The sequence below is a fragment of the Methylobacterium sp. AC433 genome, assembly GCF_979253015.1.
On sequence record NZ_CEEDBN010000010.1, the window covers coordinates 105,546 to 130,727 of the forward strand.

At 70.9% G+C, this 25,182-nt stretch carries 25 protein-coding genes; 11 read left to right on the forward strand and 14 right to left on the reverse strand.

Annotation, left to right across the window (positions count from 1 at the left end; translation table 11 throughout):
- Nucleotides 1-65: 65 nt before the first annotated feature.
- The 7 genes from AC0IWM_RS15275 to AC0IWM_RS15305 all read right to left on the reverse strand — a co-directional run bounded on the left by AC0IWM_RS15275 (nt 66) and on the right by AC0IWM_RS15305 (nt 7,880).
- Nucleotides 66-1,013 carry an electron transfer flavoprotein subunit alpha/FixB family protein gene (locus AC0IWM_RS15275; RefSeq protein ID WP_471756349.1) on the reverse strand — a complete coding sequence of 316 codons (948 nt, stop codon included), beginning with the start codon at nt 1,011-1,013 and terminating at the stop codon, nt 66-68.
- A 101-nt stretch (nt 1,014-1,114) separates the two neighbouring features.
- Entirely contained in the window at nt 1,115-1,864 is a 750-nt protein-coding gene (locus tag AC0IWM_RS15280; RefSeq protein ID WP_447676008.1) for an electron transfer flavoprotein subunit beta/FixA family protein, read from the reverse strand.
- 272 nt (nt 1,865-2,136) lie between these two features.
- Nucleotides 2,137-2,709, reverse strand: coding sequence for a cob(I)yrinic acid a,c-diamide adenosyltransferase (locus AC0IWM_RS15285; protein ID WP_471756351.1), 573 nt, complete (start codon nt 2,707-2,709; stop codon nt 2,137-2,139).
- A 162-nt stretch (nt 2,710-2,871) separates the two neighbouring features.
- Nucleotides 2,872-3,486, reverse strand: coding sequence for an acyloxyacyl hydrolase (locus tag AC0IWM_RS15290; protein ID WP_471756353.1), 615 nt, complete (start codon nt 3,484-3,486; stop codon nt 2,872-2,874).
- A 131-nt stretch (nt 3,487-3,617) separates the two neighbouring features.
- The gene (locus AC0IWM_RS15295) at nt 3,618-4,910 is read right to left on the reverse strand and encodes an AmpG family muropeptide MFS transporter (protein ID WP_471756355.1); all 1,293 of its coding nucleotides are present in this window, start codon (nt 4,908-4,910) and stop codon (nt 3,618-3,620) included.
- Nucleotides 4,911-4,920: 10 nt separating this feature from the next.
- Nucleotides 4,921-5,106 carry a twin transmembrane helix small protein gene (locus tag AC0IWM_RS15300; RefSeq protein ID WP_056474339.1) on the reverse strand — a complete coding sequence of 62 codons (186 nt, stop codon included), beginning with the start codon at nt 5,104-5,106 and terminating at the stop codon, nt 4,921-4,923.
- Between the two features lie 92 nt (nt 5,107-5,198).
- Nucleotides 5,199-7,880 carry a TIGR02302 family protein gene (locus AC0IWM_RS15305; protein WP_471756357.1) on the reverse strand — a complete coding sequence of 894 codons (2,682 nt, stop codon included), beginning with the start codon at nt 7,878-7,880 and terminating at the stop codon, nt 5,199-5,201.
- A 206-nt stretch (nt 7,881-8,086) separates the two neighbouring features.
- On the opposite strand from AC0IWM_RS15305, the gene AC0IWM_RS15310 reads away from it, so the two are divergent.
- The gene (locus AC0IWM_RS15310; protein ID WP_471756359.1) at nt 8,087-8,602 is read left to right on the forward strand and encodes a DUF533 domain-containing protein; all 516 of its coding nucleotides are present in this window, start codon (nt 8,087-8,089) and stop codon (nt 8,600-8,602) included.
- Between the two features lie 3 nt (nt 8,603-8,605).
- On the opposite strand, the gene lysA is transcribed toward AC0IWM_RS15310, so the two are convergent.
- The 5 genes from lysA to AC0IWM_RS15335 form a co-directional block, all read right to left on the reverse strand.
- On the reverse strand, nt 8,606-9,883 hold the full coding sequence (gene lysA, locus AC0IWM_RS15315; RefSeq protein ID WP_471756361.1) for a diaminopimelate decarboxylase: 1,278 nt from the start codon (nt 9,881-9,883) through the stop codon (nt 8,606-8,608).
- Between the two features lie 107 nt (nt 9,884-9,990).
- A complete protein-coding gene (gene lptM, locus AC0IWM_RS15320; RefSeq protein ID WP_471756363.1) occupies nt 9,991-10,344 on the reverse strand; it encodes an LPS translocon maturation chaperone LptM in 354 nt (117 codons plus the stop codon).
- A gap of 119 nt (nt 10,345-10,463) precedes the next feature.
- Nucleotides 10,464-10,757 carry a 3',5'-cyclic-nucleotide phosphodiesterase gene (locus tag AC0IWM_RS15325; protein WP_471756365.1) on the reverse strand — a complete coding sequence of 98 codons (294 nt, stop codon included), beginning with the start codon at nt 10,755-10,757 and terminating at the stop codon, nt 10,464-10,466.
- Between the two features lie 188 nt (nt 10,758-10,945).
- A complete protein-coding gene (locus tag AC0IWM_RS15330; RefSeq protein ID WP_471756367.1) occupies nt 10,946-11,689 on the reverse strand; it encodes a hypothetical protein in 744 nt (247 codons plus the stop codon).
- Nucleotides 11,690-11,823: 134 nt separating this feature from the next.
- Nucleotides 11,824-12,444 carry a DUF1134 domain-containing protein gene (locus AC0IWM_RS15335; protein WP_471756369.1) on the reverse strand — a complete coding sequence of 207 codons (621 nt, stop codon included), beginning with the start codon at nt 12,442-12,444 and terminating at the stop codon, nt 11,824-11,826.
- A gap of 153 nt (nt 12,445-12,597) precedes the next feature.
- On the opposite strand from AC0IWM_RS15335, the gene AC0IWM_RS15340 reads away from it, so the two are divergent.
- A complete protein-coding gene (locus tag AC0IWM_RS15340; RefSeq protein WP_471756371.1) occupies nt 12,598-13,086 on the forward strand; it encodes a YHS domain-containing (seleno)protein in 489 nt (162 codons plus the stop codon).
- Nucleotides 13,087-13,099: 13 nt separating this feature from the next.
- On the opposite strand, the gene AC0IWM_RS15345 is transcribed toward AC0IWM_RS15340, so the two are convergent.
- The gene (locus AC0IWM_RS15345) at nt 13,100-13,978 is read right to left on the reverse strand and encodes a 3'(2'),5'-bisphosphate nucleotidase CysQ family protein (RefSeq protein WP_471756373.1); all 879 of its coding nucleotides are present in this window, start codon (nt 13,976-13,978) and stop codon (nt 13,100-13,102) included.
- A gap of 130 nt (nt 13,979-14,108) precedes the next feature.
- Here AC0IWM_RS15345 and chpT point away from each other — a divergent pair, with 130 nt between their 5' ends.
- The 6 genes from chpT (at nt 14,109) to AC0IWM_RS15375 (ending at nt 20,773) form a co-directional block, all read left to right on the forward strand.
- Nucleotides 14,109-14,843 carry a histidine phosphotransferase ChpT gene (chpT, locus tag AC0IWM_RS15350; RefSeq protein ID WP_471756375.1) on the forward strand — a complete coding sequence of 245 codons (735 nt, stop codon included), beginning with the start codon at nt 14,109-14,111 and terminating at the stop codon, nt 14,841-14,843.
- 153 nt (nt 14,844-14,996) lie between these two features.
- Nucleotides 14,997-17,696, forward strand: coding sequence for a hybrid sensor histidine kinase/response regulator (locus tag AC0IWM_RS15355; protein WP_471756377.1), 2,700 nt, complete (start codon nt 14,997-14,999; stop codon nt 17,694-17,696).
- Nucleotides 17,697-17,728: 32 nt separating this feature from the next.
- Nucleotides 17,729-18,214, forward strand: a complete 486-nt coding sequence (locus tag AC0IWM_RS15360; protein ID WP_056274868.1) for a chemotaxis protein CheW — start codon at nt 17,729-17,731, stop codon at nt 18,212-18,214.
- 24 nt (nt 18,215-18,238) lie between these two features.
- Nucleotides 18,239-18,622 (forward strand): response regulator, encoded by a 384-nt coding sequence (locus AC0IWM_RS15365; protein ID WP_056473466.1) that lies wholly within the window; start codon nt 18,239-18,241, stop codon nt 18,620-18,622.
- An 85-nt stretch (nt 18,623-18,707) separates the two neighbouring features.
- Entirely contained in the window at nt 18,708-19,886 is a 1,179-nt protein-coding gene (locus AC0IWM_RS15370) for a protein-glutamate methylesterase/protein-glutamine glutaminase (protein WP_471756379.1), read from the forward strand.
- Nucleotides 19,883-20,773: a CheR family methyltransferase gene (locus tag AC0IWM_RS15375; RefSeq protein WP_471756381.1), complete on the forward strand. Its 891-nt coding sequence runs from the start codon at nt 19,883-19,885 to the stop codon at nt 20,771-20,773. Before AC0IWM_RS15370 ends, AC0IWM_RS15375 begins: the two co-directional genes overlap by 4 nt.
- A gap of 172 nt (nt 20,774-20,945) precedes the next feature.
- Here AC0IWM_RS15375 and ctrA read toward each other — a convergent pair whose 3' ends face one another.
- Entirely contained in the window at nt 20,946-21,647 is a 702-nt protein-coding gene (gene ctrA / locus AC0IWM_RS15380; protein ID WP_019903129.1) for a response regulator transcription factor CtrA, read from the reverse strand.
- A 420-nt stretch (nt 21,648-22,067) separates the two neighbouring features.
- Between ctrA and fliI the strand changes: the two genes are divergently transcribed.
- From fliI to AC0IWM_RS15395, 3 genes are all read left to right on the forward strand, one after another.
- Entirely contained in the window at nt 22,068-23,423 is a 1,356-nt protein-coding gene (gene fliI / locus AC0IWM_RS15385) for a flagellar protein export ATPase FliI (RefSeq protein WP_056473470.1), read from the forward strand.
- 92 nt (nt 23,424-23,515) lie between these two features.
- Nucleotides 23,516-23,923 (forward strand): flagellar export protein FliJ, encoded by a 408-nt coding sequence (gene fliJ, locus AC0IWM_RS15390; protein ID WP_471756383.1) that lies wholly within the window; start codon nt 23,516-23,518, stop codon nt 23,921-23,923.
- Nucleotides 23,924-24,079: 156 nt separating this feature from the next.
- Entirely contained in the window at nt 24,080-25,129 is a 1,050-nt protein-coding gene (locus AC0IWM_RS15395) for a putative bifunctional lysylphosphatidylglycerol flippase/synthetase (protein WP_471756385.1), read from the forward strand.
- Nucleotides 25,130-25,182: the final 53 nt, after the last annotated feature.

Genomic DNA, 25,182 nt, shown 5'->3' on the forward strand with positions numbered 1-25,182 from the left:
GCGGGTGGACCGATGCGCCCGGGAGCGCACCGGTCGCCGCCCGACCCTCGAACCGGTGTTCCGGATCAGCCCTTGGCCTTGGCGATCTCGGATTGCAGCTCGGGCACGATCTGGAACAGGTCGCCGACGAGGCCGTAATCCGCCACCTGGAAGATCGGCGCATCCTCGTCCTTGTTGATGGCGACGATGACCTTGGAGTCCTTCATGCCGGCGAGATGCTGGATCGCGCCCGAGATGCCGACGGCGACGTAGAGCTCCGGCGCCACGACCTTGCCGGTCTGGCCGACCTGCCAGTCGTTCGGGGCGTAGCCGGCATCCACGGCGGCGCGCGAGGCGCCCACGGCGGCGCCCAGGCTGTCGGCCAGCGGCTCGATCAGCTCCTTGAACTTGTCCGACGAGCCGAGGGAGCGGCCGCCGGAGACGATGATCCTGGCCGCGGCCAGTTCCGGACGGTCGGACTTGGCGATTTCCTCGCCCTTGAAGCTCGACTTGCCCGACGAGGCGGCCGCCTGGACCGGCTCGATCGCCGCCGCGGCGCCGCCCTCGGCTGCCGGCTTGAAGGCCGCCATGCGGACGGTGATCACCTTCTTGCCCGCCCCGGCCTGCACGGTCTGGATCGCGTTGCCGGCGTAGATCGGGCGTTCGAAGGTGTCGGCGGAGACCACGCTGATGATGTCGGAGATCTGCGCCACGTCGAGGAGGGCGGCCACCCGCGGCAGCACGTTCTTGCCGGTGGTCGAGGCCGCCGCGACGATGACGTCGTAGGGCTCGGCCAGGGAGACCAGCAGGGCGGCGGTGGGCTCGGCGAGGAGATGGTCGTAGGCGGCGTCCTCGGCCAGCAGCACCTTCTCGACGCCGTCGAGCCTGGCGGCGGCCTCCGCGGCGGGGCGGCTGCCGGCGCCGGCCACGAGCGCGTGGACCGGACCGCCGAGGGAAACGGCGGCCGTCAGAGCCTTGAGGCTCGCGTCGCGGACCGCGCCGTTGTCGTGCTCGATGAGAAGAAGGGTGGCCATGGTGTGCGAACCTCGAAATCGATCAGCGGGAGGGTCCCGGACCCCGTCTCACCCGCCGCGGCGAGGCGGCGGGCTCTTGAAACCGTGGAAGCGGCGGCGCCTCAGAGGATGCCGGCCTCGCCCTTCAGCTTCTGTACGAGTTCGGCCGGGGACCCGACCTTGATGCCGGCCTTGCGCCCGGCGGGCTCCACCGTCTTGAGCACGGTGACCCGCGGGGTGACGTCGACGCCCAGGGCATCGGGAGCCAGTTCCTCGAGGGGCTTCTTCTTGGCCTTCATGATGTTGGGCAGTGAGGCGTAGCGCGGCTCGTTGAGGCGCAGGTCGGTGGTGACGATGGCCGGCAGGGTCAGCGTCACGGTCTGGAGGCCGCCGTCGATCTCGCGGGTGACGTCGATCGAGCCCTCGCCGAACTCCACCTTGAAGGCGAAGGTGCCCTGGGGCCAGTCGAGGAGCGCCGCCAGCATCTGGCCGGTCTGGTTCGAATCGTCGTCGATGGCCTGCTTGCCGAGGATGACGAGGCCGGGGGCCTCCTTCTCGACCAGGGCCTTCAGGATCTTGGCCACCGCCAGCGGCTCGACCACGCCATCGGTCTTCACCAGGATCGCCCGGTCGGCGCCCATGGCGAGCGCGGTGCGGAGCGTCTCCTGCGCCTGCTGCGGTCCGATGGAGACGGCGACGATCTCGGTGACCTTGCCCTTCTCCTTGAGGCGAATCGCCTCCTCGACGGCGATCTCGTCGAAGGGGTTCATCGACATCTTGACGTTGGCGAGGTCCACGCCCGAACCGTCGGCCTTGACCCGGATCTTGACGTTGTAGTCGACGACCCGCTTGACGGGCACCAGAACCTTCATGGCGTTCACAATCCTCCGCGCGGATGATGTTCTTCGACCAGGCCGGCGCGGCGCGCAAAGGAACTCCGGGACAACCGGAGGTCCAGAACCCTGGTCATTGAGGCGGCGGACCGTAACGGCCTCATTTCCGCCTTGTCAACGCGCCCCGCGGCCGCCCACCGGGGGGAGGGCCGCCGAGGGCGCCGACCGGGCACGCACCCGCCGGTTCGCGGTCCGGTTGGTATTCAAGATGCCTGGGTCTCGGCGAGGCGGGTTTTCCGCGCTGCCCGCTCTCAGCGATTCTTGCCGGGAACCCAGAGCACGTCGTCGGCGCCGTTGGAATTGGCGGTCCGGCTCGCCACGAACAGGAAATCCGAGAGCCGGTTGAGGTACTGCAGGGCCTCCGGCGAGACGATCTCGCCCTCGGTGGCCGCGAGCGCCACGGCCAGACGCTCGGCCCGCCGGCACACCGTCCGGGCGAGGTGCAGGGCGGCCGAGGCCGGCGACCCGCCGGGCAGCACGAAGGACTTCAGGGGCGACAGGTCGGCGTTCAGGGCGTCGATGTCGCGCTCGACCCGCTGCACCTGCGCGGCGACGATCCGCAGGGGCTCGTATTTCGGCGGCTCGGCGCTCTCCGGGGTCGCGAGGTCGGCGCCCAGGTCGAAGAGGTCGTTCTGGATCGCGCCGAGCATGGCGTCGAGGCGCGGATCGGCATGCAGCCGCACCAGCCCGATGCAGGCATTGGTCTCGTCGACGGTGCCGTAGGTCTCGATGCGCAGGTCCGCCTTCGAGCGCCGCTCGCCGCTGGCGAGCGCGGTCGATCCCTTATCGCCGGTGCGGGTGTAGATGCGGTTGAGGGTGACCACGATGGCGTCCGATCCTGAGCGGGGCTGGCAGGAGCGGGAACCTAGCGCAGTTCGCCGCCGGTGGGAGTCGCCCGAGATGGAGTCGCGCAAAAAGCGGAAGGGCCGGTCCCGCCTCGGCGGAACCGGCCCCGAGGGCTCACGGCGTGCTGGACTGCAGCGCGCTCAGAAGGTGTAGCCGAGCTTGCCGCCGAAATTGGTCAGGCCGCGGTTGTTCGCGCAGAGGCCGGCATTCGACATGTGCTCGACGGTCGCCATGATGCTCCAGTGCTCGGTGAGCCGGAAGCCGAGGGCGGCCGCCTCGCGGAACAGCGGGTTGCAGCCCAGCGTGTTGAACCCGGCCGGGGCCGTGGGCTTGGGACCGGTATAGCCGTTATGGGCGCCGGCGCCGAAGAAGCCTTCGAGGAAGACGATGTTGTTCAGCGTCTGCGGGAAGAGGTCCACGGTCCAGGTCGCGCCGATATAGGCGTAGCTGGTACGGCCGCCGAAGTTGTAGCTGCCGCCGACGGTCGCCCGGGGCACGAAGGCCTGCCAGAACGGGTCGATGCTCACGAGCGGCTTGGAGAACAGGATCTCGCCGTTGATGTTGTTGGTGTTGTGCTCGGCGCTGCCGGGATCCTGCACGGCGCCGCCGATGCGGACCTCGGACACAATGCTCAGGGGCTTCACCGGGCTGACATAGGCGGCCGGCGGCGCGGACGGGAAGTCGGCGGCCTGGACCGGCATGGCCGTGGCAAGTACGGCGGCAGCAACGGCGAGGCGGAACGTGTGGGAATGCATCGAGACGGTTCCGGTTTGACCGAACGTGTCTAGCATGGCCGCCCGCGACACCGGCAGGCATCGGGGGCCTCGCGGCGGCGATAGCTGTGCGGTGAGACCTCCGGGCAACACCGGCCCCGGTGCCGGGAGCCTCAGGCCGCCGCGGCGGGCGCCATCGCCCCGGTCTCGCCCTGGCGGTGCCAGACGTACCAGCACAGGAAGGCGACCGGCACGCCGATGATGGAGGTCGCCACGAAGAACCAGGCGAAGCCCGTCGTCTCGATGACGAAGCCGGAGGCGCCGGCCAGCAGGCTGCCGGGGAGGGCGCAGAGGGACGTGAGGAGTGCGTACTGGCTCGCCGCATGCTCGGAGGCGGCGAGCGACGACATGAAGGTGATCAGCACGATGGACGCGAAGGCATAGGCGAAGCTGTCGATGCTCACCGCGATGGCGAAGGTCCAGAACGCGGTCCCGCCATCGCCGCCGTGCAGCGCCAGGTAGGCGAGGCTGAGATGCGAAGCGGAGCCGAACACGGTCCCGGCCAGGAGGCTCGCCATCATGCCGATCCGCGGGACGACGTAGCCGGCCAGTAAGGTGCCCGCGAGGGCGACGCCGAAGCCGAACAGCTTGGTCACCGTGGCGATGTCGGTGTTGGAGTAGTGCAGGCTCTTGAAGAGCGGCATCGCCATCGCGCTGGCGACGTAGCCGGGCATGCGGAAGCCGGCGACCATGAGCAAGATCGGGACCGCCAGCGGACCCAGGCGGCGGACGAGGTCGCGGATCGGCGCCACGATGGTCTCGACGAAGCCCGGATGGTCGTGCGTCGCGGTCCGGTCGGACTCGGGCTCGGGGGCGAGCAGGGCGGCGACCACTCCCGGCGCCATCGCGGCCACCATGAAGAGGTAGGCCGCCCGCCAGCCATAGGCGTCGGCGAGATAGAGGGCGCCGGCCCCGGCGACGAGGTTGCCGATGCGCCAGCCGATCTCGGCCCAGGACGACATCAGCGACTGGCGCTCGACCGGCGCCGCGGTGATGCGCCATCCGTCGATGACCACGTCCTGCGTCGCGCCGGCAAAGCCGAGCGCCAGGGAGAATGCGATGGTCCAGGCGAGCCAGTGGCCCGGGTCGCCGAAGGCGATGCCGGCGAGCGCCAGCATCACGCCGAGCTGCGAGACGATGATCCAGCCGCGCCGCCGCCCCACGAACCGACTGAGGAGGGGCGCATCGTAGCGGTCGAGGAAGGGTGCCCAAAGGAACTTGAACTTGTAGGCGAGGGTGAGCTCGCTCATCAGCCCGAGGATGCCGATCGGCACCTTCGCCTCCGACAGCCACGCCGATTGCGTGACGTAGACGAGGAGGAAGGGGATGCCCGAGCTGAAGCCCAGGCCCAGCATCGCCGCGACCCGTCGGTCGAGGACCGAACTCAGGAACGATGCGGCGGCCATCGGCGCGCGATCAGGCCGAGCGCCACCAGACCACGCCCATGATGAAGATGATCGCCAGGAACTGCAGCAGCACGCGCAGGCGCATCAGCTTCTGCGAGAGGTTGGCGCTGCCCCCGCGCATCATGTTGAACAGGCCGAGGACCAGGACCACCGCCACCGCGACGCAGGCGAGGAGCACGAGAGTGTTGGAGGAGATCACGGCGTCAGTCTCGGTTCTGTCGGGTCGGGGAATATGGCCCCCCATATGGACTCCTCGAGGGGAGGAGCCCAGGGGGCGGGTTCATCGCGTCAGTTCCGGCGCAGCAGGCGCTCGAAGTAGTCGAGCTCCTCGCGCGGGCGGTTCGGGTCGCCGAGCTTGCGGCGCAGTTCCTCCATAATGCGGCGGGTGCGCTGAACGGCGGATTCGTCCGCCGTGGGCACGCGGGCATTGCCGTTGGTCATGTCGCGGCCCTTGGTGGGGCGGCCGAGGGGATCGTCGTCGCGGTTGCCGGCCTGGCCCTGCTGGCTCGGCTGTTCGCCCCCTTCGCCCTCGCCTTTGCCCTCGCCCTCGCCCTCGGCCATCTCCTGCATCTGCTTCTGCATACCCTCGGCGCCGCGCTTCAGGCCATCCAGCGCCCGGCCCTGGGCGTCGACCGCCTCGCCGTCCTTGCCCTGGCCGAGGGCGCCCTCGGCCTCGCGCATGGCCTCCTCGGCTTCCGACAGGCCTTCCTCGCCCTGCATGCCGAGATCCTTCATGCGGCGCTGAAGGTCCTCCAGGCGCTCGCGCAGGGCCTGCTGGCGCTGGCCGGCGCCGCCCTTCTGGCCCTCGCCCTTCTGCCCCTGCTGACCTTGGCCCTGCTGACCCTGGCCCTGCTGACCCTGGCCCTGCTGACCCTGACCCTGCTGCCCGGGCTGGCCCTTCTGGCCCTCGCCCTGCTGGCCCTGTTGCCCACGCTGCGGACGCTGGCCGCGCTGACCCTGCCCCTGCTGGCCGCGCTTGTCCTGGCCGTCCTTGAAGGTCTCGTCGCGCAGGTCCTGCTGCTCGCGGGAGAGCTTGTCGAGTTCGTCGGCCTGCTTGCTCATCTCGCGGCCGTTCGGGTCGGACTTGCCGCCCGGCTCCGCGGTCTGGAGGTTCTCCAGGATCTCGCGCAGCTGGTCGAGCAGGCGCTGCGCCTCCGCGGTGTCGCCGCGCTTCATGGCCTCGGCCATGTCGTTGAGCATCTTGTTGAGATCGTCCGGCGTCACCGTCTTGGCGTTCGGGTTGGGCTGGCTCTTCTCGGCCTGGGGCTTCTGGTCCTTGCGCTGGCGCTCGGCCATGCCCTTCATGAACTTGTCGAGGGCCTGCTTCAGGTCTTCGGTGAGCTTCTTGATCTCCTCATCCGGCGCATTGCGCTCGATCGCCTGCTTCAGGTTGTCCTGGGCCGCGCGCAGGCTCTTCTCGGCGTCCGACAGGTCGCCGTCCTCGATCTTCAGGGCCATCTCCCAGAGGAGGTCGGCCACCTCCATCAGGGCCTCGTCGCTGCGGGCGGCGCGCAGGCGGCGGGCGGCGGTCTTCAGCCCGAGGAAGACGCTCGGCTGCGGCGTGAACGTGTCTGGGGCGATCAGGAGCGCGTCGAGGGCGGTCTGCACCCGGCCGCGGCTCTCGTCCGGCGCGGTGATCAGGCGCCGGCGCTCCTCGGCCAGGGCGCGGGCCAGCGGCTGGGCGAAGATCCGGGCCGGCAGCGTCACCTCGGCGGTGGGCGTGCGGCCCTCCTGCCCGGCCTCGTCCTTCACCACCAGCGTCAGGCGCACGCGGGCTCCGGACCACGGATTGTCGGTGAGGTCGACCAGGGTCTTGGTCTCGTGCTCGCCGGTCGCATCGGCCGGCAGGGCCAGCGCGATCTTGGGCGGCGGCACCAGGGCGCGGGTATTGGCCAGGGGCTCGACCAGACCCTCGGCCGAGGCGATGCCGTAATCGTCCTTGGCCCGGTAGGTCAGGTTGAAGGTCCCGCGCGCATTGACCTCGAGGGCGCCGATGCGCTCCACCTCGGGGGGCGTGTCGGGGATCGTCTCGACGAGGAGGTGCTGCGTCGTGCCGCCCGCCGCGACGGTGAGGTCGGCGACGCCGCCGGTGAGCTGGAAGCGGTCCTCGCGCAGGTCCGCATGGGGCGGCTTGCCCGGCAATGCCTTCAGCCCGGCCTTCGGCGCCAGCACCGCCTCGCCCTGGCCGGCGATCCGCACGATCAGGGTGGAGTTCACCGGCGCGCGCAGGCGCTGCCGCTCGCCGTTCATGGTCACGACCAGGGGCGGCAGGCGGGTGTAGAGCGGCGGATCGATCCAGCCGTCCACCCGGAAGGTCGGCCCCGGCGCCGGCGGCGCCCGCCAGTCGAAGGCGCCGAGGATGCGGGGGCGCCACTCGGCACCGGCCACGAACAGGCTCGCCACCGCCGCCACGATCAGGCCCGCCCGGAGCGCGAAGGGATCGCGCCGCGCCATGCCGGGCCGCGGCGGCGGCGGCGCCAGCCCGGCCACGGCCTCGGCTGCCCGGGCCTGGTGCAGGGCCCAGAGGGCGCGGGTCGCCGGATCGGCGGTGCCGACCGCGAGGGTGTCCTCGATCGAGGAGGCGGGGTTGTGGGAGAGGGGACCGCCCTTGGCGGCGGCCGCGCGGTCGATCCGGGCCAGGGCCGCGCGCCGGCTGTCGCGCCGCAGGCGCGCCAGGGGCAGGAGCACGGCGACGAGGGCCAGGGCGAAGAGCGCGATGCCGGCGATCCGGGCGAGCGGCGGCAGGTCGAGCCAGAGCCCGAGCCAGGACAGGGTGAGGAAGGCCAGGACCAGGCCGATGCCGCGCCACAGGATCGGCCAGGCCCGCTCCCAAAGCCCGGCGGCCTGCGAGCGGGCGACCAGCCGGTCGAGCCGCTGGCGCAGGGCGGGTCCCCGTGCCTCGGGGGCCGTCGCGCGCGAATCCGACGCCTGTCCGCCGCGTGTGGAGGTCGCCGGGTCGGCCTCGCCCATCGTGTCTGGCTCCTCGCGCGTCGCATGGCCGCCGCGCCTTCCCCGCAAGGCTAGCATGGTGGCGGCACCGCGCGACGGGGTCAAATCATCCCAGGGTGCCTCGCCGCATGCCCCGGCGTCTGGCCCTCGGCGACGAGCCGATCTGAACCCGCCGCGTCCCTCGCGGGTTGCTGCCTCGATTTCAGCGGTTCGGAAGGATGCCCGCCATGGTCGATGTGAAGCCTGTCGTCGATGCCCTGGTGCGCGCGCGCCGCGGCCGCCTCGCGGCCACCGCCGCCCTCGGCGGCCTCGCCCTGGTGGCGGGCCTCGCCGCGCGGGCGTTGCGCGGATCGACCCTGCCGGAGCCCGAGGAGGCACCGGCGGCCCCCGGCGTCGACGAGGACGAGGCGCGCTGGATGCTGCGCGCGATGGTGGCGGCGACCCTGGCCGACGGCATGATCGACAAGGACGAGCGCCAGCGCCTCGACGCGGCGGTCCAGGCCTCGGGGGTCGCGAGGGACGGGGCGGCCTGGCTGGAGGCCGAGGTCGCCGATCCGGTCGACCTCGACACCATCGCGGATGCGGTGAACACGCCCGAGCAGGCGACGCGGATCTACTCGGCGGTGCGCCTCTCCGTCCTGGCTGACACGCTTCAGGAGCGGGAATTCCTCAAGCGGCTCGCCGAAGCCCTCGACGTTCCGGAGGAGGCCGTCGCCCGGATCGAGGGCGAACTCGCCGCCTGAGGTTCAGGCCTGCGGCTCGAGCCAGTCCGGCATCCGGTCGAGGGCGATCAGGTCCTCGTAGGTCTGGCGCGGGCGCACGATGGCGGCGTCCGCGCCGCGCACCAGCACCTCCGGCACGAGCAGGCGGGAATTGTAGGTGCCGGCCTGCACCGCCCCGTAGGCCCCGGCGCTCATCACGGCGATGAGGTCGCCGGGGGCGACCTCCGGCATCTCGCGGCCCAGCGCGATGTAGTCGCCGCTCTCGCAGACCGGACCGACCACGTCGGCGACCATCCTCGGCGTCTCGGCCGCGGGCTCCTTGACCGGCCGCAGCCCGTGATAGGCCTCGTACAGGGTCGGACGGATCAGGTCGTTCATCGCCGCGTCGACGATGACGAAGGTCCGGCCCTCGGTGCGCTTCACGTAGATCACGCGGGTCACCAGGATGCCGGCATTGCCGGCGATCATCCGGCCGATCTCGAAGACCGGGCGCAGGCCCAGCGGCGCGAAATGCGGGCGCAGGATCGCCGACAGGGCCGCGGGCTCCGGCGGCGGCGCGTTGTCGTCGCGATAGGGGATGCCGAGGCCGCCGCCGAAATCGATGTGGTGGAGGTCGTGCCCCTCCGCCATCAGGTCGCGGGCGAGCCCGGCGAGCAGGCCGGCGGCGTGGTCGAAGGGCGCGAGATCGGTGATCTGGCTGCCGATATGCATGTCCACACCGGCGATCGCGAGGCCCGGCAGGGTCGCCGCGTGGGCGTAGACCGCCCGGGCCCGGCCGATCGGGATGCCGAACTTGTTCTCGGACTTGCCGGTGGAGATCTTGGCGTGGGTGCCGGCATCGACGTCCGGATTGACCCGGATCGAGACCGGTGCCGTCAGGCCGAGGCTGGACGCCACGGCGGAGAGCTGGGCCAGTTCCGGCTCGCTCTCGACGTTGAAGCAGAAGATGCCGGCCTGCAGGGCGGCGGCCATCTCGCCCTGCGTCTTGCCGACGCCGGAGAAGACGATGCGCTGCGGATCGACGCCGGCCGCCAGCGCCCGGCGCAGCTCCCCCTCCGAGACGATGTCCATGCCGGCCCCGAGGCGGGCCAGGGTGGCGAGTACGGCCTGGTTCGAGTTCGCCTTCATGGCGAAGCACACGAGGGCGTCGTCCGCGCCGAAGGCCTTGGCGAAGACGCCGTAATGGCGCTCCAGGGTGGCGGTGGCGTAGCAGTAGAACGGCGTCCCGACCGTGTCCGCGAGGGCGGTCAGGTCGACATCCTCGGCCTGGAGGCGGCCGTCGCGGTAGTGAAAGTGGTGCATCGGCCTGCCTGCGGGCATCCGCCCGGGGGATTCGGGCCTGCGCGCGGCGCGTCCGGGCGGGCGCGTCTTCCCGCACGAGGCCGGGGAAGGTCTGTGGTGACCCGCTTCTACAGCAGCGGGTCGAGCAGGAAAGGCTCCTTGGGGATGACGTAGCCGCGCTTGGCGCCGCGCGTCGTCTTCACCGGCGCCTCGGCGCCCGAGCCCGGCACCGCCAGGGTGTCGAGTTCGTCACCGGCACGCACCGCGTCCGGCTCCGGCGTCGCGGTCCCGCCGCCGAGGCCGACGCTCTGCGGCAGCGCGCGCGGGCTCGCGACGCCGGGCAGGCCCGGGCGCGCCACGGAGCGTGCGGCGGAGGTGCCCGGCGGCGGCTCCAGCGCCCCGCGGCGGCCGCAGGCCGAGGCGGACAGCGCGATGAGGCCGAGCGCGGCGATCGTCGTCAGAGGGCGGGAACGGAGGAACATCGACGCTTGCGGTCCGGGACGCGGTGGCGGTCAGCATAGCCGTTGCGGCCGCGCGACGCGAGGGAAACGGCGACGCTGTCCCGCGCGGCGATGGCGTCCCGCGCGGAACCGGGCGCGGCTCAGCTCTTCTTCTTGCCGTCGGTCTTCTGGTAGACGTCGATGGCGCGACGGCAGTTCTCCGAGAGCTTCGTCCAGTTGGTCTGGAAGCACTTGTCGAGAGCCGGATCATCGGTAGCGAGATTGCCGCAATAGGTCAGGTAATCGCCGGTGCAATACTTCTTCAAGGTCTCGTTGCCGCGCTTCGTCTGCGGAGCGGCGGCTCCCTGCGGCTGCGCGGCGGGCTGGGCGAGCGCCGGTGCGACCGCGGCCGTGGCGGCGAGGAGGAGGGCAAGCGACGTGAGCTTAAGGGCCATGGGGGGCGCGGTCCGTCTCAGAAAACAGGGAATGGGCGATCCGATGAAGCGCCGACATGGTCGAAACATGGCGCGCGGATGGTCGCCGCGTGGTCAGGCCGCTTTCTACGCCGCGATTTCCCGTCCGCGCAACGTCCGCGGCGTTTTCCGCCGCACATGACGAAATGCGAATGCGGCCGGATCGCGGATCAGTTCGTCCGTGCCGGCATCGGGTAGGCCGAGACGGGCGGAAGCCGCTCGCGCTGCATCAGGCTGTCGGCGACGTCGGAGATCCTCCGCCGCAGGTCGGCCGCCTCGCCCTCGCGCCGGGCCATCACCTCGGCCAGGGCCTCCTCGGCCGCCGCGAGGCTGGCGCGCAGGGTCTCGCGCTCGGCCACCAGGGTGGCGGTGAGGTCCGGGACCTCGGACCCCGACGGAACCCCGGTTTCGGCCGCGCCCGGCCCGCTTTGCCCGGCGCGGGCGGCGATGAGGTCGTCGAGGATCTCCTGGTGGGCGAGTTCGAGCACCTGCAGGGTCGCGAGACCCAGGGCCGTGTCCTGGCGCGCCGCCTCGAGGTCGCGCTCGACGTCGCTCAGGGTGGCGCGGGTCGCCGCGATCACCGCCTCGCGCTCGCCCAGGGTGGCCTCCCGCTCCTCGACCGTCCGCGTGAGGGCGGCCGCCTCCATCGTCCGCGCGCCGATGGCGGCGAGGTCACCGTGGCGGTGGGCCTTCACCGCCTCGACCCGGCGCTCGAGGCGGCGCTGGGCGACGGCGAACTGCGCCCGGAGATAGTCCTTCTCGGCGGCGACTTCGGAGATCGACAGGGGGAGGCGGGCCTCGACGCGGCGCTTCGACAGGCGCGCCGCCCGGGCGTTCACGGCGGGCAGAAGCAACAGCGCGCACAGGCTCGCGGCCAGGAAGCCGAGCGTGAAGATCATCACGGTTTCGATCACGCGGAAACGCTCGCTCAACACGCCGTTGACGACAATGACGACGGGGTGACCCGTCGACCCTCGCCGGCCTGTTTAGCCCATGTCCCCCCGGGATGGGCAAGACGTGCGGGGACACACCCCCGCGCTCGCGCGACTCAGAACGGATTCCAGGTCGGCTTGGCCGTGAACTTGAGGTAGCCGATGTTGATGCCGAGGCGGGCGCCGACGCCGGTGCGGATCGGCACCACCACGATGTCGTCCGCCGTCACCGCCGTCATGCCGAATCCGCCCACGAGGTAGGCCGAACCGTCCACGCCGCCGAAGCGGCGATACAGGCCCGCCACCGCCGGCAGGTTGTAGACCAGCATCATGGTGCGGTCGCCGTCGCCGCCGACGTCGAAGCCGATCGACGGCCCCTGCCAGTAGATCCGGCGCTGGCCGGCATTGCGGGTGTAGAGCGTGCCCTCGCCGTAGCGGACGCCGCCGACGATGGCGCCCGAAGCCTCCTGGCCGAGGATGTAGCCGTTGGGCTCGCCCCAGCGGCGCGTCGCCTCCTCGACCAGCTGGGCGAGGCCGCGCGACATCGAGCCGAAGAAGCGGTGGCCGTTATCGACCAGTTCCTCGGGGCGAAACTTGCCCGGCGCGCCGTCGGCCGCAGCGAGGGCGCGGGGCGAGACGCCGAAGAGGAGCGCGCCCGCGAGGGCGCCGACGAAGGCGCGCCGGGTGGCGGGCTCGCGCGATGGCAGGGCGTGGCCGGCCCGATGGTTCGACGTCATGCCTCGTCCCTCCTGTCTACCGACACCCGCCCGGAGGCGCTATCGTCTCGCTAACCGAGACCGCGCTATGGACGATCATCTCATCCTAGGGACGCCGCGGCCCGGAGCCGGTGCGCCTCGATACGCGGCGATCATGATGCGAAACAAAGCAACATGTGGTTAACGCGCCGTCACCTGGTTCGCGTCGCCGCCATCGGCGGTCTGCTGCCGGTCGGCACCGGGGTCCGGGCGTCTCCGCTGCCGCAGCTTCCGGCCGGCCGCATCGCCCTCGCGGGCTTCGACGTGGTGAGCTACTTCCTCGACGGCCCGGAGCCGGGCCGACCGGCCTACGAGCTGTCCTGGGCGGGACGGACGTGGCGCTTCGGGCGGGCCGCGAACCGGGAGGCGTTCCGGGCCGCGCCCGCCGCCTATGCCCCCCGGCTGGGCGGATTCGACCCGGTCGGCGTCCTCGCCGGGCGCCTCGTCGATACCGATCCGCTGGTCTATGCCCGCCTGCCGGGTCCGGACGGCACCGAGCGGCTCTACCTCTTCCGCAACGCCGAGCACCGCCTGCGCGTCATCGCCGAACCGCGCCTCGGCGCCGAGGCGGAGGCGCGCTGGCCGAGCCTGCGCGACCAGATCGACAGCGATTTCCCGGACTGAACATCCGTCCCGGTCAGATTCGGCCCTCGCCCTGCGGCGCGTGCCGGTCCGGGCCGCGCCCGACCGGGCTGCGCTCGGGCAGCACGAGGTTGTCCGCGTAGCTCGCGTCGCCCAGGGCCGCGAAGGGGCCGTTGCGGTAACTGCGGGTGTAGTGCCCGTAGGTCATCGGCCGGCCGGCGGGGACGACGACGCAACCGCCCGCGACCGTGAGGATGTGGTCGCCCGCCGCCGTGTCCCACTCCATGGTAGGCCCGCAGCGGACGTAGATGTCGGCCTCGCCGGAGGCGATGAGGCAGAATTTCAGGGCGGACGCGGCCGAACGGGTCGCCCCGAGCCGAAGGGAGCCGAGGCAGGCCTCCGTCTCGCTGTCCCCGTGCCGGTTGCTGCGCAGGGCGACGAGGCCCTGGTCCGGCCGCGGCCGCACCGCGATCGGCTGCCGCTCGCCGAGATGCCCGTCGCGGATCTCCGCCCCGAAGGCGTGGGCACCGGCGCCCCAGACCCGGCGCAGGCCGGGAGCCGCGAGGGCGGCGGCGATCGGCCGGTTGCCGGCGACCAGGCCGATATTGACGCTGTACTCGGCGTTGCCGGCCAGGAAGTCGCGGGTTCCGTCGAGGGGGTCGACGAGGAAGAAAAGCGGCGCCGGCGGATGGTCGTAGGAGGATTCCTCGGCGATCACCGGGATGCCGGGCCAGTGCCGGGCGAGCTCCCCGATGATGAAGGTCTCGGATTCCGCGTCCGCCTGGCTGGCCGGCGAGCCGTCGGGCTTGAGAACGTGCGGACAATCGCCGCCATGGTGCCGCCTCAGGATCTCGCCCGCCCGGCAGGCGATTTCCATCAGGGTGGCCGCAATACGGTCGCGCGTCGGCGCATCGATCGACATGATGCGAGGCATGATGCCCGCGCCACGGACCCTTGTCGACCCGGATCGCGAGAGGTCCGGGTGCTTTTCAAAGTATCCGGCGCCGTCTATCGGTGCCCTTCAAGACCGGACGCGGCCCTGAAACGCCTGCGCGGAGCGCACCATGACCCCCCTCAATCTCGACGCCCTCGACCTGTCCGCCCTCCTGTGCTCACGCGTCTGCCACGACGTGATCAGCCCGGTGGGAGCCATCGTGAACGGGCTGGAGGTCCTGGAGGACGAGAGCGACACCTCCATGCGGGAATTCGCCCTGGAGCTCATCGCCAAGAGCGCGCGCCAGGCCTCGGCGCGCCTGCAATTCGCCCGCATCGCCTTCGGCGCCGCCGGCTCCGCCGGAGCCTCGATCGACCTCGCCGACGCCGAGAAGGTGTCTCGCGGGATGTTCGCCGACGACAAGACGCAGCTCGCCTGGAGCGCGCCCCAGGCGCTCTACCCGAAGAACAAGGTCAAGCTCCTCCTCAACCTCGTGATGATCGCGCAGAGCGCGATCCCCCGCGGCGGCCTCATCGACGTGGTGGTGCGCGGCGACGGCGAGGCCCCGACCCTGACCCTGACGAGCAAGGGCTCGCATGCCCGCATCCCGGCCCATGTCGAGGACATGATCGCCGGCACGCCGGAGAACGGCACCGTCGACGCGCACGGCATCCTGCCGTTCTATGCCGGGCTCGTCGCCCGCGCCGCGGCCATGGACGTGCGCTTCTCGATCGAGGGCGACACCGTGACCATCGCGGCGACGCCGACCGCCGCCGCGCGGCCGGAGGCGCCCGCGGCGCCGCATGCCGAGCCGGAGGCCGACCGGCCGTCGGATTCCGAGCCGCCGGACACTGCGCTGGCCTGACGCGAACCGAGCTTAGGGCGGTTCATCGGGAGATCGACAAATATTATAGCGATCTCCCGCTTTGTCCTCGGGGATGAAACCCTTCCCTAACCGGTTCGGGTTCAAAGTCGGTCCTGCACAGACTGTAGTGCGCGTATGGACCGAGTACCTCTCATGGACGACTTGTTGCGTGAGTTCCTGACCGAGAGCGCGGAGCACCTCGACACCGTCGATGCCGAGCTCGTCCGGTTCGAGCAGGATCCGAACAATCAGACGATCCTGCGGAACATCTTCCGCCTCGTCCATACCATCAAGGGCACCTGCGGATTCCTCGGCCTGCCGCGCCTCGAAGCGCTGGCCCACGCCGCCGAGACCCTCATGGGCCAGTTCCGCGACGGCATGCCGGTCACCGGCCCCGCGGTCAGCCTAATCCTCGTTACCCTCGACCGCCTCAAGGCGATCCTCGGCGATCTCGAGGCCACCGGCGCCGAGCCGGCCGGCAGCGACGACGATCTCATCGGCGCCCTGGAGGTGATGGCCTCCGCCCCGATCGCCCCGGCCGCTCCCGCGCCTGTCGCGGACATCAAGCTGCCCGATCCGGTCGTGCGCGAGCTGAAGCCCGGCGAGGTCAGCCTGGAGGATCTCGAGCGCGCCTTCATGGAAGCCGAGGGGCCCGATCCGTTCGACGTCGCCGTCGCCCCCGCGCCGGCGCCGGTCGCCGCCGCTCCCGAGCCGGTGCGCGAGGCTCCGGCCCCGATGCCCGCGAAGGCCGCCGAGGCGCCCGCGAAATCCGCCGATGCGCCCGCCGCCCCCGAGGGCGAAGGCGGCATCGCGAAGGTCCAGACCATTCGCGTCAACGTCGACACCCTCGAACACCTCATGACGATGGTGTCCGAGCTGGTACTGACCCGCAACCAGCTCCTCGAGATCGCCCGCCGCCACGACGACTCGACCTACAAGGTTCCGCTGCAGCGCCTCAGCCACGTGACGGCCGAGTTGCAGGAAGGCGTCATGAAGACGCGCATGCAGCCGATCGGCAACGCCTGGCAGAAGCTGCCGCGCGTGGTCCGCGACCTGTCCTCGGAACTCGGCAAGCAGATCGAGCTCGTGATGAGCGGCGCCGAGACCGAGCTCGACCGCCAGGTCCTCGAGGTCATCAAGGACCCGCTCACCCACATGGTGCGCAACTCGGCCGATCACGGCATCGAGTCGGCCGCCGACCGCAAGGCCTCCGGCAAGCCGCTGCGCGGCACCATCCGCCTCTCCGCCTATCACGAGGGCGGCACGATCACGATCGAGATCGCCGACGACGGCAAGGGCCTCGACCTCGCCGCCATCCGCCGCAAGGCCGTGGAGCGCAAGATCGCGAGCCAGGCCGAGGTCGAGCGGATGACCGACGCCCAGGTGGCGAAGTTCATCTTCCATCCGGGCTTCTCGACGGCCGCCGCCATCACCTCGGTCTCCGGCCGCGGCGTCGGCATGGACGTGGTCAAGACGAACATCGAGCTCATCGGCGGCGTCATCGACATCAACACGCAGCTCGGCCGCGGCACCACCTTCACGATCAAGATCCCGCTGACCCTCGCGATCATCGCCGCCCTCATCGTGAAGGCCGGCGAGCAGCGCTTCGCGGTGCCCCAGGTGGCGGTGCTGGAACTGGTGCGCGTCGACAAGGCGACCGCCCAGAAGGTCGAGCGCATCAACGGCTCGCCGGTCCTGCGCCTGCGCGAGCGCCTCCTGCCGATCGTCACCCTCACGGGCGTCCTCGGCCAGGACCAGGCCGCTGACGCCGTGGATTCCGGCTTCGTGGTGGTGGCCCAGGTCGGGCGCCAGCGCTTCGGCATCCTCGTCGACGAGGTCTTCCACACGGAGGAGATCGTCGTGAAGCCGATGTCCTCCAAGCTGCGCCACCTGCCGCTGTTCGCCGGCAACACCATCCTGGGCGACGGCGCCGTGGTGCTCATCGTCGACCCGAACGGCATCGCCCAGCAGGTCAGCCAGGGCTCGCAGTCCGGCGCCATCCCGGTCGAGGCCGAGGTCGAGGAGATAGAGGCTGCCGACGCCAAGGCCACGCTCCTCGTCTTCAAGGGCGGCGCGGGCAGCTACAAGGCGGTGCCGCTCTCCCTGGTCACCCGCCTGGAGGAGATCGAATCGGCCAAGGTCGAGTGGGTCGGCGGGCGTCCGCTGATCCAGTACCGCGGCCGCCTGATGCCGCTGGTGCCCGCCGATCCGTCGATCGAGATCCGCACTTCCGGCACCCAGGCCCTCGTGGTGTTCTCCGACGGCGAGCGGGCCATGGGCCTCGTGGTCGACGAGATCGTCGACATCGTCGAGGAGCGCCTCGACGTCGAGATCTCGGCGGATCGCTCGGACCTCATCGGCTCCGCCGTCCTGCGCGGCCGCGCCACCGAGATCATCAACATCGCCCACTTCCTGCCGCTCGCCTACGACGACTGGGCACGGGGTCCCAAGAAGACGGTCAAGAAGAGCTCGACCCTCCTCCTCGTCGACGATTCCGCCTTCTTCCGCGAGATGCTTAGCCCGGTCCTCAAGGCCGCCGGCTACAGCGTGATCACCGCTGCCAGCGCCGACGAGGCGGTGGCGGCCCTGCTCTCCAACGGCCGGATCGACGTCGTGGTGTGCGACCTCGAGATGCCGGGCCGCAACGGCTTCGACCTCGTCGGCGCCATGCGCAAGGTGGAGGGCCGCGTCGCCGGACTTCCCGTCATCGGCCTCTCCGGCACCATCGGCGCCGAGGCCATCGAGCGGGCGCGGACGCTCGGCATCGCCGACCTCGTGGCGAAGTTCGACCGCAGCGGCCTGATCTCGGCCCTGGCCGAGCTCGACGTCTCCAGCCTCGCCGCCGCCGCCTGACCGGCGAAGCCCCTTCGGAGTCCACGCCCATGATGCAGGCCGCCAACACCAACGCCGCGGAAACCGTCGGCACCCACGACTTCGTCACCGTCTTCGTCGGCGAGACCATGTTCGGTCTCGCCATCGACCGGGTGCACGACGTCTTCATCCCGGCCGGCGTCACGCCGGTGCCGCTCGCCCCGCCGGAGATCGTCGGGCTCCTCAACCTGCGCGGCCGCGTGGTCACCGCCCTCTGCCTGCGCCGGCGCCTCAGCATGGCGCCCCGCACCGGGGACGGCGCCCAGATGGCGATCGGCCTGGAGCAGGGCGGAGAGACCTTCGCCCTCATCGTCGACGGCGTCGGCGAGGTGCTCAAGCTCGGGGCTGAGACCCACGAGCCGGTGCCGATCAACCTCGATGCCCGCTGGCGCGACCTCACGCTCGGCGTCCACCGCCTCGACGGGCGCCTCCTCGTCATCCTCGACGTCGATGCGCTCCTCGCCTTCGGGACGAACGCCCGCACCGCCGGCGCCGCCTGAACCCCAGCCCAGGAGAAGGGACCGATGAAAACCTGTCTCATCGTCGACGACTCCGCCGTCATCCGGAAGGTGGCGCGCCGCATCTTCGAGACCATGAACTTCGAGGTCGGCGAGGCCGAGGACGGCGAGAAGGCGCTCAGCGCCTGCGGCAAGACGATGCCGGATGCGATCCTGCTCGACTGGAACATGCCGACCATGGACGGCTACGACTTCCTGCGGGCCCTGCGGAAGACCCCCGGCGGCGAGAAGCCGAAGGTCCTGTTCTGCACCACGGAGAACGACGTCGGCGCCATCGCCCGCGCCCTGCATGCGGGCGCCGACGAGTACATCATGAAGCCCTTCGACCGCGACATCGTCACGGCGAAGCTGGCCCAGGTCGGCTTCGCCACGGACGCCGACGCAGCCTGACGCGGACACGGACCGGGCGCCCCGCCCCGTCCGGCCGAGGTTCCCCATTCGACCGCATTCCCGCGTCGCTTACAGCGTGAAATCCATGATGGCCGCTCCCGCACCGACCTTCGCGTCGACCCATTCCGCGCCGCCGCCCCTGGCGGGGCAGCGGGTTAGGGTCCTGATCGCCGACGATTCGGCCGTGGTGCGCGGGCTCGTGGCCCGCTGGATCGGCGAGGCCGGCTACGAGGTCGTCGCCACGGCCGCCAACGGCCGGATCGCCCTGGAGGCGATGTCGCGCCACGACCCCGACGTGATCCTCCTCGACATCGACATGCCGGAACTCGACGGCACCCAGGCCCTGCCGCTGCTGCTCGCCAAGAGCCCCGGCGTCCAGGTCATCATGATGTCGACCCTGACGACGCGCAACGCGGACATCTCCCTGCGCTGCCTCGCCCTCGGCGCCGTCGACTACATCCCCAAGCCCGAGAGCAACCGCGGCGTCACCACCTCGGACGCCTTCCGCACCGACCTGATCGAGCGGGTGCGCCTGTTCGGCTCGGCCCGGGCGCGCAAGCGCGGCGCCTCCGGCGCCCCGATCCCGGTCTCGCCCGGCATGCCGGCGCCCGCCCCGGTCTCGGCCCTGCGGCCGACGTCGCCCCTGGTGCTGCGCCCCAAGGCCCGCAACGGCGTCGCCCCGCGCGTCCTCCTCATCGGTGCCTCCACCGGCGGACCGCGCGCGGTCGGCGAGGTCCTGGAGAAGATCGGCAGCGCCACCCTGCGCCAGTTCCCCGTCCTCATCGTGCAGCATATGCCCCCGGTCTTCACCGCGGTGTTCGCCGAGCATCTCGGCGTCCGTACCGGACTGCCGGCGGCGGAGGGCAAGGCCGACGAGCGCCTGCAGCCGGGCCGGATCTACGTCGCCCCCGGCGGGCGCCACATGGGCCTCGCCGGATCGCGCCAGGACGTGACCATCCGCCTGCACGACGGCCCGGTGGTGAATTTCTGCCGTCCCGCCGTCGACGTCCTGTTCCTGGATGCCGCCGCGATCTTCGGCGCCGCCTCCCTGGCCGTGGTGCTCACCGGCATGGGCTCGGACGGGACCGGCGGCGCCCGCGCCCTCACCGAGGCCGGCGCCGCGGTGCTCGCCCAGGACGAGGCGACCAGCACGGTCTGGGGCATGCCCGGCAGCATCGCCAAGGCGGGGCTCGCCCAGGCGATCCTGCCGCTCGGCGAGATCGGCCCGGCGCTGCGCAATCTTCTGACGGGACAGGGCGCATGACCGACGTCGAATTCGATTTCCTGCGCGCCTACCTCAAGACCCGCTCCGGCCTCGCCCTCAGCGGAGAGAAGCGATACCTGGTGGAGAGCCGCCTCGGGCCGGTCTGCCGACGCTTCAACCTCGCCGATCTCGGCGCGCTCGTGAACGCCCTCAAGGGCGGCCGCGACCTCGCCATGGAGAAGGCGGTGGTCGAGGCGATGACCACCAACGAGACCTTCTTCTTCCGCGACCGCACGCCCTTCGACCTGTTCCGCGACGTGCTGCTGCCGGAGGCCATGGCCCGCCGGGCCACCCAGCGCCGCCTGCGCATCTGGTGTGCCGCCGCCTCCACCGGCCAGGAACCCTATTCCCTGGCGATGATGCTCCAGGACGCCGCCCCCCGACTCGCGGGCTGGACCGTCGACCTCATCGGCACCGACCTCTCGACCGAGGTGCTGGAGAAGGCCAAGGCCGGGCTCTACAGCCATTTCGAGGTGCAGCGCGGCCTGCCGGTGCAGTCGCTGATCAAGCATTTCGAGCAGGTCGGCGAGCAGTGGCGCATCTCCGCCACGCTCCGCCAGATGGTGGATTACCGCCCCCTCAACCTGCTGCAGCCCTTCGACGGCCTCGGCACCTTCGACATCATCTATTGTCGCAACGTGCTGATCTACTTCGACGCGCCGACGAAGGGCGACGTGCTGGCCCGCCTGAGCAACAGCCTGGCGGCCGACGGTGCGCTCCTGCTCGGCGCCGCCGAGACCGTGATCGGCCTGACCGAGAAGCTCGTCCCCAACACCAAGCACCGGGGCCTGTACAACCAGGCCGGAGCGTCGTCCCTGCCGCAGGGCCGGCCGGCGCCGGGGCTCGCCCCCGCCGCCCCGGCACTGCGCCGGGCCGTCGGCCTCTGAGCCCGAATCGACGCGAGGCCGGACGGATCGTGGCGCGGGCGCGAGCCCGCGCCATTCGCGTTCGAGGGCCGGCATCGCCCGGGAGGGGGAGGGGACGGCGGCGGCACAGACGGACGGGGCCAATAAAAAAGGCCCCGCTCGCGCGGGGCCGTTTCGTCGTCCGACCGGTGGATCAGACGGCGATCCGCTCTTCGCCCTCGTTGGGCTCGCGCAGCACGTAGCCGCGGCCCCAGACGGTCTCGATGTAGTTCTTGCCGGAGGAGGCGTTGGCGAGCTTCTTGCGCAGCTTGCAGATGAAGACGTCGATGATCTTCAGCTCGGGCTCGTCCATGCCGCCGTAGAGATGGTTCAGGAACATCTCCTTGGTCAGCGTCGTGCCCTTCCGGAGCGAGAGGAGCTCCAGCATCTGGTATTCCTTGCCGGTCAGGTGCACGCGGCTGCCGGAGACCTCGACGGTCTTCTGATCGAGGTTCACGATCAGGTCGCCGGTGGTGATCACCGACTGGGCGTGACCCTTCGAGCGGCGGACGATCGCGTGGATGCGGGCGACGAGCTCGTCCTTGTGGAAGGGCTTGGTGAGGTAGTCGTCGGCGCCGAAGCCGAGGCCCTTCACCTTGTCCTCGATGCCGGCCATGCCGGAGAGGATCAGGATCGGGGTCTTCACCTTGGCGACGCGGAGGTTCCGCAGCACCTCGTAGCCCGACATGTCGGGCAGGTTCAGGTCGAGCAGGATGATGTCGTAATCATACAGCTTGCCGAGGTCGATCCCTTCCTCACCGAGGTCGGTGGTGTAGGTGTTGAAGCTCTCGGACTTGAGCATCAGCTCGATGCTCTGCGCGGTTGCGCTGTCGTCCTCGATCAGAAGTACCCGCATCGTCGGTCCCCAGCCCAGCCGGCCGTGTGCAGCGTACGGGCAAGCCCCCGCCGTTCGTTCGCCACCGGCCCGTGGCGAACGCTCCCTCGTCAATGACGTGAAACGCTATTCGTTAATCGTTAACAAACCCTGATTCACGGACGCAAGCACACAATTGAAACGGAGGTCCGGCCACGCTTCGAACCGTTGACGATCTGTTCTCGTTCGATCGTCGCCGGGCTTCAGACGAAACCTTCGCATGTCCTCTCAAGTGCCTTGTCCGCAAGGACTTGTCGCGTGCTGTCTCTCCGGTACAACGGCATCGAGATGTCGTCGACCGGACAGAAGTTTTTTCGTCCCGGCCTGAACCGGCGGCGCGCTACAAGCCCGATGCACACAGTGTTAAGGAGGGAGGTAAACGAATGGTTGAGAGAACCGCCGATGACGGACCGCGACCCTAGCGGCGCGCGCTTGCGCCTGGCTGACGCACGCGGCGCCATCGACGCGGTCCAGGTCCTGGAGACCTACGGGCGGGTGGTGGCGATTCGCGGCCTGCTCATCGAGGTGGCGGGTCCCGTGGCGGCGATGCGCCTCGGCGGCCGCCTCGACATCGCCGTGGAGAACGGCCTCGGGGCGGTGCCCTGCGAGATTATCGGCTTCCAGGGCGACCGGGCGCTCGCCATGCCGTTCGGCTCCCTCGAGGGGGTCCGGCGCGGCTGCCCCGCGATGGTGCGGGACGAGGCCGCGGGTGCCGTGCGCCCCTCCGCGGCCTGGCTGGGGCGGACGATCGACGCCCTCGGCCGGCCCATCGACGGCCTCGGGCCGCTGCCCCCCGGGCCGGCGATCTATCCCCTGCGGGCCGATCCGCCCCCGGCCCATGCGCGCCAGCGGGTCGGGCCGCCCCTCGATCTCGGCATCCGCTGCATCAACACCTTCCTGACGATGTGCGCCGGCCAGCGCATGGGCATCTTCGCCGGCTCGGGCGTCGGCAAGTCGGTGCTGCTCTCGATGCTCGCCCGCTACACCGCCGCCGACGTGGCGGTGATCGGCCTCGTCGGCGAGCGCGGCCGCGAGGTGCAGGAATTCCTGCAGGACGACCTCGGGGCCGCGGGCCTCGCCCGCTCGGTGGTGGTGGTGGCCACCTCCGACGAGCCGGCCCTGATGCGCCGCAACGCCGCCTACGTCACCCTGGCGATGGCGGAGTACTTCCGCGACCAGGGCGCGCAGGTGCTGTGCATGATCGATTCGATCACCCGCTTCGCCATGGCCCAGCGCGACATCGGCCTCGCGGCCGGCGAGCCGCCCACCGCCAAGGGCTACACGCCCACCGTGTTCAGCGAGCTGCCGCGCCTGCTCGAGCGCGCCGGACCCGGGACGGGGCAGGGGGCGATCTCCGGCCTGTTCACCGTCTTGGTCGAGGGCGACGACCACAACGAGCCCGTGGCCGACGCGGTCCGCGGCATCCTCGACGGGCACATCGTCATGGAGCGCGGCATCGCGGAGCGCGGACGCTACCCGGCGATCAACGTCCTGCGCTCCGTCTCCCGCACCATGCCGCGGGCCTGCGACCCGGAGCACCTGCCCACCGTCCGGCGCGCCCGGCGCCTGCTCTCGACCTACGCCGACATGGAGGAGCTGATCCGGCTCGGCGCCTATCGGGCCGGCGCCTCTCCCGAAGTGGACGAGGCGATCGCGCTGATGCCCGAAATGGAGGCTTTTCTGGGTCAGGGTAAGGAAGAAGCAACTTCGATCGGCGAGGGTTATCGTCGCCTGGCAGAGATCGTCGGCGCCCCGTGAGGGGACGCCCCGACCCCATCTCCCGATGCCGGGCCCGGAGCGCGGCCCGTCGCGCACCGGCGAGCCGTGCGTTGCGTGGAGTGAGACCGCCCATGAAATCCCGTGACACGTTGATCCGGCTGCGGCGCTTCCAGGTCGACGAGAAGCGTCGGCGCGTGACCCAGATCGAGATGATGAAGGCGGACTTCACCCGCATGGCGATGGAGCTCGACCGCGAGGTGACCCATGAGGAGAGCCGCGCCGGCATCTCCGATCCCGCCCACTTCGCCTACCCGACCTACGCGCGGGCGGCCGCCACCCGCCGGGACAACATGCGCCAGTCGGCCGCCGCCCTCGAGGGGCAGCTCGCGGAGGCCAAGGCCGAGCTCGGCGAGGCCTTCGAGGACCTGAAGAAGATCGAGATCCTGGACGACCGCGAGCGCACGGCGGAACGCGTCGCCGAGGCGGCCCGGGACCAGGCGGCCATGGACGGAATCGGCCTCTCGCGCATCCGGGCCTGACCACGCCCCGCGTGCCGGCCCCGGGGGCGGCCGGCACGAAACCGTCATGATCCCGTGGGAAGAGCCGTCCCTGCCGGGGCCGCGTGGAACCTTGCTTGCGATGCCGTGCGGCGTCGTGCAGGGAGGGCTCCGGAGAAGGGGCTCGTCCAGACCACAATGAAGAAGATCAGCGATTTCATCTGGCCGATCATCGGCCTCGCCGCCGTGATCGGTTCGGGCTACCTGCTCTACAAGGAGTTGGCGGGCATCTCGGTGGCGGAGATCAAGGGCAGCTTCGCCGCGATCCCGGTCCACCGCTTCCTCCTCGCCGGCCTCGCGACCCTCGTCGCCTACGCGGCCCTGGCCTGGTACGACCGGATCGCGCTCCTGCACCTCGGCGTGCGCCACATCTCGTGGTTCTTCGTCTCCGTCTGCTCCTTCACCACCTACGCGCTCTCCCACAATATCGGCGCCTCGGTGTTCTCCGGCGCGGTGGTGCGCTACCGCGCCTACACCGCCAAGGGCCTGTCGGCGGCCCAGGTCGCCGTGCTGGTGGCCCTCTGCTCCTTCACCTTCGGCCTCGGGACGATCCTGCTCGGCGGCTTCGTCCTCACCGTGCTGCCCGACACCCTGACGCGCCTGAACGGGTACCTGCCGCCGATCCTGACCGACCCCGCCACTGCCCGCATCCTCGGCGCCGGCCTGCTCGGCTTCGTCGCCCTCTACGTCGCGGGTTCGCTGCTGCACCTCAAGCCGCTGACGATCCGCAAGTTCAAGCTCGAATACCCCCGCCCACGCATCATGGGCCGCCAGCTCATCGCCGCGCCGCTGGAGCTGCTCGGGGCCGCCGGCATCATCTACTTCGCCCTGCCGGAGGCCGGGAACCCGGGCTTCCTCGTCGTGCTCGCGGTCTTCCTCGCCTCGTTCTCGGCCGCGCTCGTGTCGAACGCGCCGGGCGGCCTCGGCGTGTTCGAACTGGTCTTCGTGGTGGCGATGCCCGACATCGCCCGCCCGTCGGTGATCGCCGCCCTGCTCGTCTTCCGGCTGTTCTACTTCTGGATCCCGTTCCTGATCTCGGTGGTGGTGGTGCTCCTCTACGAGCGCAACCGCCTCGCCTCGGCCCTGCGCGACAAGCCCCACGACCCGTCGGCGCCGGAGCCCCCCTTCACGGCGCCGGGCCTCGACGCGCACGCCATCGAGCGCCGCATGGAGAAGAAGCCGGTCTGATCGCCGCGACGCGGGATCGCCCGAACGACGAAGAGGGCCCGTCGCCGATCCCG

What these genes read in the sequence shown, in the direction of transcription:
- AC0IWM_RS15375 (WP_471756381.1), top strand. Translation starts at nt 19,883, where the DNA reads ATGACCGACGTCGAATTCGATTTCCTGCGCGCCTACCTCAAGACCCGC.
- AC0IWM_RS15280 (WP_447676008.1), bottom strand. Translation starts at nt 1,864, where the DNA reads ATGAAGGTTCTGGTGCCCGTCAAGCGGGTCGTCGACTACAACGTCAAG.
- AC0IWM_RS15345 (WP_471756373.1), bottom strand. Translation starts at nt 13,978, where the DNA reads ATGCCTCGCATCATGTCGATCGATGCGCCGACGCGCGACCGTATTGCG.
- AC0IWM_RS15395 (WP_471756385.1), top strand. Translation starts at nt 24,080, where the DNA reads ATGAAGAAGATCAGCGATTTCATCTGGCCGATCATCGGCCTCGCCGCC.
- AC0IWM_RS15370 (WP_471756379.1), top strand. Translation starts at nt 18,708, where the DNA reads ATGATGGCCGCTCCCGCACCGACCTTCGCGTCGACCCATTCCGCGCCG.
- fliI (WP_056473470.1), top strand. Translation starts at nt 22,068, where the DNA reads ATGACGGACCGCGACCCTAGCGGCGCGCGCTTGCGCCTGGCTGACGCA.
- AC0IWM_RS15360 (WP_056274868.1), top strand. Translation starts at nt 17,729, where the DNA reads ATGCAGGCCGCCAACACCAACGCCGCGGAAACCGTCGGCACCCACGAC.
- fliJ (WP_471756383.1), top strand. Translation starts at nt 23,516, where the DNA reads ATGAAATCCCGTGACACGTTGATCCGGCTGCGGCGCTTCCAGGTCGAC.
- AC0IWM_RS15310 (WP_471756359.1), top strand. Translation starts at nt 8,087, where the DNA reads ATGGTCGATGTGAAGCCTGTCGTCGATGCCCTGGTGCGCGCGCGCCGC.
- lysA (WP_471756361.1), bottom strand. Translation starts at nt 9,883, where the DNA reads ATGCACCACTTTCACTACCGCGACGGCCGCCTCCAGGCCGAGGATGTC.
- chpT (WP_471756375.1), top strand. Translation starts at nt 14,109, where the DNA reads ATGACCCCCCTCAATCTCGACGCCCTCGACCTGTCCGCCCTCCTGTGC.
- AC0IWM_RS15340 (WP_471756371.1), top strand. Translation starts at nt 12,598, where the DNA reads ATGTGGTTAACGCGCCGTCACCTGGTTCGCGTCGCCGCCATCGGCGGT.
- lptM (WP_471756363.1), bottom strand. Translation starts at nt 10,344, where the DNA reads ATGTTCCTCCGTTCCCGCCCTCTGACGACGATCGCCGCGCTCGGCCTC.
- AC0IWM_RS15275 (WP_471756349.1), bottom strand. Translation starts at nt 1,013, where the DNA reads ATGGCCACCCTTCTTCTCATCGAGCACGACAACGGCGCGGTCCGCGAC.
- AC0IWM_RS15365 (WP_056473466.1), top strand. Translation starts at nt 18,239, where the DNA reads ATGAAAACCTGTCTCATCGTCGACGACTCCGCCGTCATCCGGAAGGTG.
- AC0IWM_RS15335 (WP_471756369.1), bottom strand. Translation starts at nt 12,444, where the DNA reads ATGACGTCGAACCATCGGGCCGGCCACGCCCTGCCATCGCGCGAGCCC.
- AC0IWM_RS15355 (WP_471756377.1), top strand. Translation starts at nt 14,997, where the DNA reads ATGGACGACTTGTTGCGTGAGTTCCTGACCGAGAGCGCGGAGCACCTC.
- AC0IWM_RS15325 (WP_471756365.1), bottom strand. Translation starts at nt 10,757, where the DNA reads ATGGCCCTTAAGCTCACGTCGCTTGCCCTCCTCCTCGCCGCCACGGCC.
- AC0IWM_RS15305 (WP_471756357.1), bottom strand. Translation starts at nt 7,880, where the DNA reads ATGGGCGAGGCCGACCCGGCGACCTCCACACGCGGCGGACAGGCGTCG.
- AC0IWM_RS15295 (WP_471756355.1), bottom strand. Translation starts at nt 4,910, where the DNA reads ATGGCCGCCGCATCGTTCCTGAGTTCGGTCCTCGACCGACGGGTCGCG.
- ctrA (WP_019903129.1), bottom strand. Translation starts at nt 21,647, where the DNA reads ATGCGGGTACTTCTGATCGAGGACGACAGCGCAACCGCGCAGAGCATC.
- AC0IWM_RS15290 (WP_471756353.1), bottom strand. Translation starts at nt 3,486, where the DNA reads ATGCATTCCCACACGTTCCGCCTCGCCGTTGCTGCCGCCGTACTTGCC.